The sequence below is a fragment of the Salinicola sp. genome (genome assembly GCF_982684285.1).
On the sequence record NZ_CEXLVS010000167.1, the window covers coordinates 1 to 9524 of the forward strand.

6 protein-coding genes and 1 pseudogene are annotated in these 9524 nt (G+C 65.3%); 2 read left to right on the top strand and 5 right to left on the bottom strand.

Annotated elements, in window-relative coordinates; translation table 11 throughout:
• A pseudogene (locus tag AC3AYF_RS14245) lies at positions 1 to 299 on the top strand (hypothetical protein); the annotation flags it as partial.
• A gap of 8 nt (positions 300 to 307) precedes the next feature.
• Here the strand turns inward: AC3AYF_RS14245 and thpR are convergent.
• From thpR to AC3AYF_RS14260, 3 genes are all read right to left on the bottom strand, one after another.
• Positions 308 to 838, bottom strand: a complete 531-nt coding sequence (gene thpR / locus AC3AYF_RS14250; protein ID WP_295035173.1) for an RNA 2',3'-cyclic phosphodiesterase — start codon at positions 836 to 838, stop codon at positions 308 to 310.
• 75 nt (positions 839 to 913) lie between these two features.
• A complete protein-coding gene (locus tag AC3AYF_RS14255; protein ID WP_295035175.1) occupies positions 914 to 4096 on the bottom strand; it encodes an efflux RND transporter permease subunit in 3183 nt (1060 codons plus the stop codon).
• A 104-nt stretch (positions 4097 to 4200) separates the two neighbouring features.
• Entirely contained in the window at positions 4201 to 5382 is a 1182-nt protein-coding gene (locus tag AC3AYF_RS14260) for an efflux RND transporter periplasmic adaptor subunit (RefSeq protein ID WP_295035176.1), read from the bottom strand.
• A gap of 530 nt (positions 5383 to 5912) precedes the next feature.
• Here AC3AYF_RS14260 and AC3AYF_RS14265 point away from each other — a divergent pair.
• Positions 5913 to 6830: an AraC family transcriptional regulator gene (locus AC3AYF_RS14265; protein ID WP_295035177.1), complete on the top strand. Its 918-nt coding sequence runs from the start codon at positions 5913 to 5915 to the stop codon at positions 6828 to 6830.
• Positions 6831 to 6866: 36 nt separating this feature from the next.
• Here AC3AYF_RS14265 and AC3AYF_RS14270 read toward each other — a convergent pair whose 3' ends face one another.
• Positions 6867 to 7256, bottom strand: coding sequence for a RidA family protein (locus AC3AYF_RS14270; RefSeq protein WP_295035179.1), 390 nt, complete (start codon positions 7254 to 7256; stop codon positions 6867 to 6869).
• 267 nt (positions 7257 to 7523) lie between these two features.
• Positions 7524 to 9524, bottom strand: a 2001-nt coding sequence (locus AC3AYF_RS14275; RefSeq protein WP_487779898.1) for a RelA/SpoT family protein, incomplete at its 5' end; no start/stop codon positions are given.

Below are 9524 nucleotides of genomic sequence, written 5' to 3' on the forward strand. Positions count from 1 at the left end.
GCGATACCGTGGGCCTGCCCGGCGCCACCGCGCGCTTCCTGCCCCAATGGCAGCCCCCCGGCGTGGTGCTCGACGCCACTCATCCCGACGCGTATGACTCCCCGAATCCGGAGTCTCGCGCCGCGCCCCGCAATCACAACAACGTCGCCATGGCGCTGGAGATCATCGAGCGCCTAGGCCCTTCTCGGGCCTGGCTGACCCATATCAGTCACGAGCTGGATGCCGACTTCATGGCGACTTCCCGAATCCTGCCGGCAGGCGTCGAGATGGCTTGTGACAACCTGGAGATTCCGTTCTGAACGCAGGTTCAAGGAGCGCTACCACCGCCAGCCAGCGTTCGATAGTGCGAGCCGCCGCCGCCGAGCTGCGATTCCACCAGGGCCAGATGGTCGAAACGCCAGCGGATCGGGGTGGACAGCCGTGAAACCGTGGCCGCGTGGTCGGCCTGGCGAACCAGGCTGACGTGCGGGGTGAATTCACGTTGCGGTGAGGTAAAACCGTGACGGCCCAGCGCCCGCCAGAGTTCGGCGTTGAGCGTCGTGAGTTCGGCATTGGGTGTCCGGCTGCCGGCCCAGACGATGCGGGGCTGGGGGAAATGGCCGAGTCGATCCAGCGTCCACTCGCCGTCTAGCGTCGGCCACGCTCGGGTCAGATCGACGAGCGCCTCCAGCCGCGAGGCATCGACGCCGCCCAGAAACGCCAGCGTGATATGCATGTTCTCCGCCGGCAGCGGATAACCGCCGCATTGCGGTGCCAGGCGTTCAGCTTCCGCAGCGAGAGCCCGACGACTGGCGTCGTCGGGCCACAGGGCGAAGAAGAGTCGGCGCGGAACGGTCACGATGTCGGCTCCCGGTGGCGTTGCCAGCAGGGTGACGCATCAGCCCTTCCTTGCCAACGGGTTGGCGGCTCCCGGTCAGGCAGGATCGCTGTGCGGCCGGTGATCCTCGCCTTCCATCGTCGAGCCGTGATCCTGGCTGAGCGGACCGGCCAGCTTGCGCAGCGCCACGTAGAAGACCGGCGTCAGGAACAGGCCGAACAGGGTCACGCCGAGCATCCCGGCGAACACCGCGATGCCCAGGGCCTGGCGTACTTCGGCGCCGGCGCCATGGCCCAGCGCCAGCGGTATCACCGCGGCGGTGAAGGTGATCGAGGTCATGATGATCGGGCGCAGTCGCAGGCGGCAGGCCTCCAGCGCCGCCTCCACCACGCTGCGACCCTGGAACTCGAGCTCGCGGGCGAATTCGACGATCAGGATGGCGTTCTTGCAGGCCAGCCCGATCAGCACCACCAGCCCCACCTGGACGAAGACGTTGGTATCGCCGCCGGAGATCCTGACGCCGACCAGCGCCGACAGCAGACACATCGGCACGATCAGGATCACCGCCAGCGGCAACGTCCAGCTCTCGTAGAGCGCGGCCAGCACCAGGAACACCAGCAGCACCGCCAGCGGGAACACCACCAGCGCGGCATTGCCCTGGGTGAACTGCTGATAGCTGAGGTCGGTCCATTCGAAGTCGATGCCATCCGGCAATACCCGCTCGCCGATATCGGACAGAACGCTCATCGCCTGGGGCGAGGAGAGCACCCGGGGATCGGCTTCGCCGGCCAGGTCCGCCGCCGGGTAGCCGTTGAAGCGCAGCACCGGATCGGGGCCGAAGCTCTGGTGGATATCGATCATCGAGCCGATCGGCACCATCTCGCCCTGGGCGTTGCGGGTGCGCAGCCGGGCGATATCCTCGACGCTGTCGCGATAGGGGGCGTCGGCCTGGGCGATGACCTGCCAGGTACGGCCGAAATTGTTGAAATCGTTGACGTAAGTGGAGCCAAGATAGGTCTGCAGGGTATCGAACAGGTCGCTCACCGCCACGCCCTGGGTCTTCGCCTTGAGTCGGTCCACCTCGGCGTCGAGCTGGGGCACGTTGGCCTGGTAGCTGGTGATCGGATAGCTCATCCCCGGCGTCTGCACCACCGCGCCCTGGAAGGCGGTCACCGCCTCCTGCAGCGGGCCGTAGCCGAGGCCGCCGCGATCCTCGATGAACAGCTGATAGCCGGAGCCGTTGCCGAGACCCAGGATCGGCGGCGGCATGAACGAGAACGCGATGCCATCCTTGAGACCGCTGATCTTGCCGGCGATCTCGGCGTTGATCTCCGCCGCGGTGCGGGTGCGCTGATCGAAGGGCTTCAGGGTCAAAAACGCCAGCCCGGTGTTGGCGGTGTTGGTGAACTGCAGCGCGTTGAGACCGGGGAACGAGATGGCGTGTTCGACGCCTTCGGTCTCCATGGCGATATCCACCACCTGGCGCAGCAGGTCATCGGTACGATCCAGAGAAGCGCCCTCCGGCAGCTTCACGCCGGCGATCAGGTACATCTTGTCCTGGACCGGGATGAACCCCGGCGGCACCAGCTTGAACAGATAGCCGGTAGTGCCGAGCAGGACCAGGTAGACCACGAATACCGCGCCACGCCGGCGCAGGCTGCCCGAGACCACGCCCTGGTAGCGATTGGAGCTGGCGTTGAAGAAGCGGTTGAACGGCCGGAACAGCCAGCCGAACAGGAAGTCGATCACCCGGGTCAGACGATCCCTGGGCGCGTCGTGGGGCTTGAGCAGCATCGCCGCCAGGGCCGGTGACAAGGTCAGCGAGTTGATCGTCGAGATCACCGTCGAAATGGCGATGGTCACCGCAAACTGACGGTAGAACTGGCCGGTCACCCCGGAGAGGAACGCCATCGGCACGAACACCGCGCACAGCACCAGGCCGATGGCGACGATCGGGCCGGAGACCTCGCGCATCGCTTGGTGGGCGGCGGCCCGCGGCGCCAGCCCCTGGCCGATGTTGCGCTCCACGTTCTCCACCACCACGATGGCGTCGTCGACGACGATGCCGATGGCGAGGACCAGCCCGAACAGGGTCAGGGTGTTGATCGAATATCCCAGCAGCAACAGCACCGCGAAGGTACCCACCACCGAGACCGGCACCGCCAGCAGCGGAATCAGCGAGGCGCGCCAGGTCTGCAGAAACAGCGTCACCACCAGCACCACCAGCAGTATCGCCTCCAGCAGGGTCTGGATCACCGAGCGGATCGAGTCGGTGACGAACAGGGTGGTGTCGTAGACGGTGCGATACTCCACCCCCGGCGGGAACTGGGTGGCCAGCTCGTCCATGGTCCGGATCACCTGGTCGCGGATCTGCAGGGCGTTGGCGCCGGGCGACTGGAAGATGCCGATCGCCACCGCATCCTTGCCGTCGAGGCTGGCGCGCAGGGTATAGTCGCCCGCGCCCATCTCGAGCCGAGCGACATCGCGAAGCCGCAGGACTTCGCCATCCTCGCCGACGTTGAGCACGATGTTGCCGAACTCCTGCTCGGTGGACAGGCGCCCCTTGGCGTTGATCAGGGTGAGGAAGTCGCTGTGGGGCATCGGCTCGGCGCCGATCTGACCGGCGGAGACCTGGACGTTCTGTTCGCGCATGGCGTTGACCACATCACCGGCGGTGAGACCGTGAGAGGCGATGCGGTCGGGGTCCAGCCAGGCGCGCATGGCGTAATCGCCGCCGCCGAACAGCTGTGCCTCGCCGACACCGGAAATCTTCGCCAACTGGTCGCGCACGTGCAGGCGCGCGTAGTTGCGCAGGTAGAGGGTGTCGTAGCTGTCATCCGGCGAGACCAGATGCACCACCATCAGGAAGGTGGGGGACTGCTTCTGGGTGGTCACGCCCTGTCGCCTCACCGCTTCCGGCAACCGCGCCAGCGCCTGGCTGACCCGGTTCTGGACGCGCACGGTGGCCTGTTCGGGATCCGTCCCGGGCTGGAAGGTGATGGTCATTTGCAAGACGCCATCGGAGCCGGCCACGGACTTGTAGTACATCATGTCCTCGACGCCGGTGATCGCCTCCTCCAGCGGCGTCGCCACGGTTTCCGCGATCTCCTTGGGGTTGGCACCCGGGTAGGTGGTGCGCACCAGCACCGAGGGCGGCACCACCTCCGGGTACTCGCCGATCGGCAGATTGGGGATGGAGATCACCCCCACCGCGAAGATGACGATGGAGAGCACCGCCGCGAAGATCGGCCGGTCGACGAAAAAGCGGGAAAAATTCATGACAGCAGGCTCCTGGGCGGCGGGGACGATGCCCGCCGCGTCTTGTCATTCAGAGGAGAGAAGGGCTTCAGGAAGCGTTGGGTGGATCGCCGTGCGGTGCCGCCTCAGGATCGAGTGGCAACAGCGTTGCCCACGCCCGCCTCGCGCATGGCGATCGGGTTGGGCGTGACCGGCATGCCGGGGGCGAACACCTTCTGGGTACCGTTGACGATCACTCGCTCACCGGCCTTCAGCCCGTCGCGGATCACCACCAGCTCTCCCACCTCGCGGCCGAGCTCCACCTGACGGGGCGTCACCGTGTTGTCGTCGCCGACCACGTAGACAAAGCGACGGTCCTGATTGGCGAGCACCGCCTTGCGGTTGATCAGCATCGCCTCGCTGAGGTTGGCGACGGGCATCTCCACCCGCGCGAACTGGCCGGGCCTGAAGGCGCCATCCGGGTTGGGCAGGACGGCGCGATAGCGCAGGGTGCCGGTGTCGGCGTTGATCTGGTTGTCGACGAAATCCAGCTGTCCCTGGTGGGGGAAGCCCGTCTCGCCGGTCAGGCCGATATGTAGCGTCATGGTCTCGCCCCGGGCCAGCAGCGTCTGCGCTCCCAGTGCTTCGGCTTCGTTGCTGTCGAAGTAGACGTACAAGGGATCCACCGACACCAGCGTGGTCAGCACCGACTGGTCGGCGCTGGCGAGATTGCCCTTGGTGACCATGGCTCGCCCGGTGCGACCCGTTACCGGCGCGGTGACCCGGGTGTACTGCAGTTCCAGTTCGGCACTGGTCAGCGCGGCCTCGGCCTCGGCTTCCTGCGCCCGGGCATTGAGCGCCGCCGCCTTGCGCTGGTCGTACTGCTCCCGGGAGATGGCCTGTCGGCCGATCAGGGTGTTGGCCCGGCCGGCTTCCACCTCGGCGAGTTGACGCTGGCTGCGTGCCTGCGCCAGTGATGCCTTGGCGGCCTGGACACGAGCCTCGTAGGGGCGGGGATCGATACGGAACAGCAGGTCGCCGGCCTCGACCAGCTCTCCTTCCTCGAAGGCCACCTCGTCGATATAGCCGCTCACCCGTGGCCGGACCTGCACGGTCTGCGGCGAGGCCACGCGGCCGGTAAAGGTCTCCCGCAGGGTGACCGGTTCCACCAGCACCGCTGCCACGTCGACTTCCGGCGGCGGCGGCGCACTGGCGGAGTCTGCCTCGCCATGGGCATCGCAGCCGGCCAGCAGCGCGATGACGAGCAGTACCCCCAGGCCGCGAGTCAGACCCGTTTTCGACGGACGCTTCTGGTCGGACTTGTTCATTGCTGGGCTCCCTTGTTTCGTTCCCGATCATCGATCCCTTGCCCCATCGCCCACGGCGATCGCCCTGGCGGGCGACGTCGAGCCGGTGTCGAGGGTTGGCGACCGACGCCGCCGAGAGAGGCCGTCGATCAACCGATGAAGACGAGGCGAGCGGTGCCGGTCGATACGCGCCGCCTCTCGCAAGACGGCGAGTGCCGACATGGGATCATAGATCGCCAATGTACGGTCTCGCCGCGAGCGGGCGTTATCGATTTCCTCCGCGTTGATTGCCTGATCCTGTCAATATCGTTATTTCATGATGAAAGACACTCATTGCTTCTGCAGGTCATCGCGGATCTTTGGGCTAGCTTGCCCGTTCCTTCAAAGGTCTTGCCCAATCCTGCATAAGTCGCCAAATCGTCATAAAAGCCCCGTTATGACGGCATATACTCACGATTCATCCAAGATCGGGAATTTGCGATCCATGAGGGGGTGGAAACGTGAGTGTCGTACAACCTGTTTTCCAAACGCTAGATGACGAACTCGCCCAATTGGCGAAAACTCTAGCCCGTCAGATTCAGAAGTGGGCGCCGGAAGAGGGTCTGACGCCGACATCGGTGCCAGGTCTGGAGCTGGTGCGCGCCAACTCCTCGCTCACCAATTGTATCGGCTCGACGGTCTACGACCCTTCGCTCTGCCTGATCGCGCAGGGGAACAAGACGGTATGGCTGGGGGATCGGGAGATCGATTATGGACCGCTGAGCTGTATGGTGTCGGCGGTGCATCTGCCGGTACTGGGCAAGGTGACCAAAGCCTCGGCGGAAAGGCCCTACCTGGGTCTGAAGCTCGCCGTCGACGCCCAGGAGATTACCGCTCTGGTGCTGGAGCTGGGTGAAGGACTGGGGGAGATGGAGACGCGGGAGTGTGCCGAGACGGCTTGCGGCCTGAGTCGCGTGCAGGCCGAGAAGGGGCTGGTGGAAGCCATGCTGCGGCTGGTGAACCTGCTCGATTCACCCCAGGACATTCCCATTCTCGCACCGCTGGTGCGGCGCGAGATCTTCTATCGTGCGCTGATCGGCGAGATCGGCCTGCACATGCGCAAGTTCGCGGTGGCCGACACCCAGACCCATCGCATCTCGAAGGTGATCGCGGCACTCAAGGATCGCTTCACCGAGCCGCTGCGCGTTCGCGAACTGGCGGAGATGGTGAACATGAGCGAGTCGTCGCTGTTCCACAGCTTCAAGCAGGTCACCCGGATGTCGCCGGTGCAGTTCCAGAAGAAGCTGCGACTCCACGAAGCACGCAGGTTGATGCTGACCGAAGGGATGGAGGCGGCCACCGCCAGTTTCCGCGTGGGATACGGCAGTCCATCCCACTTCAGCCGCGAGTACAGCCGCCTGTTCGGGGTGCCGCCCCGCACCGACGTGAGCAAGCTGCGCGGCGAGCTGCCGCAGACCGCTCGCGCCTGATCGCTGGCCCAGGTCGGCGCTGATCGAGTCGCGGACTCAGTCGCCGATGACCATGACCGCTTCGGCCTCGACCTGGCTGCCCTTGGGGAGCTGCCTGACGCCCACCGCGGCACGAGCCGGGAACGGCGACTGGAAGAACTCCTCCATCACCTTGTTGACCACGGCGAAGTTGTCGAGGTCGGTCAGGTAGAGGTTGAGCTTGACGATGTCCTGCAGCGAGCCGGCAGCTTCCTGGCACACGGCGGCCAGGTTGGTGAAGACCTGGCGCGCCTGGGCTTCGAACTCCTGGGAGACCAGCTCCATGGTCTTGGGATCGAGCGGAATCTGACCCGAGAGATAGACGGTGTTGCCCGACTTGATCGCCTGGGAATAGGGGCCGATGGCGGCCGGGGCGTTGTCGGTATTGATAACGGCTTTGTTGCTCATGGCGTACCCTCCAGCATTATATAAATGTCTGCGTGCCTCCGGTTGACTCGAAACCTGCGGTTTCTCGCCCCTTCGGGGCCGTCCTTCGGACGTTCTCTCCGCTTCGCTTCGAGCCTGTGCTCCGTGCGTTTCATCCCGCTCGCCGATTTACTCAGCGTTACTTACATCCAAACCGCTTTTCGGCGGTTTTGCTGTTCATGGCCGGGGCCATAACGAAAAAAACGACGCCCCGCCGTGATTGGCCACGGCGGGGCAACGATCCTGCAATTAGTTTCGGGCGCGAACGATGCGGCCGATATGGTTCAGATTGCGCAGGCGCTTGATGATGCGCGCCAGATGAACGCGCCCCTTGACCAGAATGGTCAGGTTGACGATCGATAGCCTGGCGTCGCGCTCCTCGATCCCGATGCGCTCGATATTGGCGTCGGCATCGGTGATCAGGCTGGCCAGTTCGGCGATCAGGCCGCGCCGGGTCTCGACCTCGATCCGCAGCGGTACCGGGAAATCCTGATCGATCTGCTTCGACCAGGTCAACGAGACCAGCTTGTCGGGATCGTCGCGCAACTCGTCGAGGTTACCACACTCGTGACGGTGGACGACGATCCCCTTGCCGATGGACAGATGGCCGATGACCGGATCCCCCGGTAGCGGGTGGCAGCAGCGGGCGAAGCTGATCGCCATGCTCTCGGAGCCGTTGATCACGATCGGACCGTTGTGCGGGGAATCCCCCAGCAGCCGCTCCAGGGAGCCATCGCCCGCTCCGGCGTCCACATCCGTGGTGAGCTCCTTCGCGACCAGGCGTCGCGCCGTGGCATGCGCCAGGCGGGTGCCGAGGCCGATGGTCTCGAGCAGGTCGTCCTCGGTCTTGAGATCCAGCTCGTCCAGCAGTGCCGAGAGTCGCTCCGGCGGCAGCTTGTCCAGGCTGGTCTCGAAGCTGCCCAGCGCCCGGTTGAGCAGGCGGCGTCCCAGCTGGATCGCCTCGCTGCGCTGCTGGCTCTTCAGCGCATGGCGAATCGCCGAGCGCGCCTTGGCGGTGATCACGAAATTGAGCCAGGCGAGATTGGGGCGCGCGCCGGGGGCGGTGATGATCTCGAGCGTCTGGCCGCTCTCCAGCGGCGTCGACAGCGGCGCGAGATGACGATCGATGCGGCAGGCGATGCAGCTGTTGCCGATGTCGGTGTGCACGCTGTAGGCGAAGTCGACCGCCGTGGCCCCTTGCGGCAACTCCATGATGTCGCCTTTGGGGGTGAAGATGTAGACATCGTCCGGGAAAAGGTCGTTCTTGACGTGCTCGATGAACTCCAGCGAATCGCCGGCATGACGCTGCATCTCGAGCAGGCCGCGGACCCACTCGCGGGCACGGGCATGGCTGCCGGCGGCGATCGGGCGTTCGGTCTGACCGGCCTTGTAGAGCCAGTGGGCGGCGATGCCGTTGTTGGCCATCGCCTCCATCTCGCGGGTGCGGATCTGCACCTCGATCGGCATGCCGCTGGGGCCGAACAGGGTGGTGTGCAGACTCTGGTAGCCGTTGGCCTTGGGGATCGCGATGTAGTCCTTGAAGCGCCCCGGTACCGGCTTGTAGAGGTTGTGCACCGCGCCCAGCACGCGATAGCAGTTGTCGACGCTGTCGGTGATGATGCGGAAACCGAACACGTCCATGATCTCGGCGAACGGTTTGCGCTGGTCGTGCATCTTGCGGTAGATCGACAGCAGGTGCTTCTGGCGTCCCACCACGCTGCCGGTCAGGTCGTCCTCGTCGAGGCGGCGCTGCAGGCTGGTCTGGATCTGGCGCATGGTCGAGCGGCGGTTGCCGCGGGCGCTGGCCACCGCGCGCTTGATGCGCTCGGACCGCATCGGGTGGATCGCCTGGAACGACAGATCCTCGAGCTCGACGCGGATGGTATTGATGCCCAGCCGCCCGGCGATGCGGGCGTAGATTTCCAGGGTTTCGCGGGCGATGCGGCGCTTCTTGTCCGGGCGCAGCGCACCCAGCGTGCGCATGTTGTGCAGGCGGTCGGCGAGCTTGACGATGATCACCCGGATATCCCGGGACATCGCCATCACCATCTTCTGGAAATTCTCGGCCTGGGCGACCGCCTTGTCCTCGAAGGTGATCTGGGTCAGCTTCGAGACGCCGTCGACCAGTTCCGCCACGGCCTCGCCGAACTGCGCTTCCAGCGCTTCCCGGGAGACGCTGGTGTCTTCGATGACATCGTGCAGCATGGCGGCCATCAGGCTCTGATGGTCCATGTGCATGTTGGCGAGGAT

Excerpts from the sequence above, each read along its gene's own strand:
- AC3AYF_RS14255 (WP_295035175.1), bottom strand. The coding sequence starts at position 4,096 with ATGAATTTTTCCCGCTTTTTCGTCGACCGGCCGATCTTCGCGGCGGTG.
- AC3AYF_RS14260 (WP_295035176.1), bottom strand. The coding sequence starts at position 5,382 with ATGAACAAGTCCGACCAGAAGCGTCCGTCGAAAACGGGTCTGACTCGC.
- AC3AYF_RS14270 (WP_295035179.1), bottom strand. The coding sequence starts at position 7,256 with ATGAGCAACAAAGCCGTTATCAATACCGACAACGCCCCGGCCGCCATC.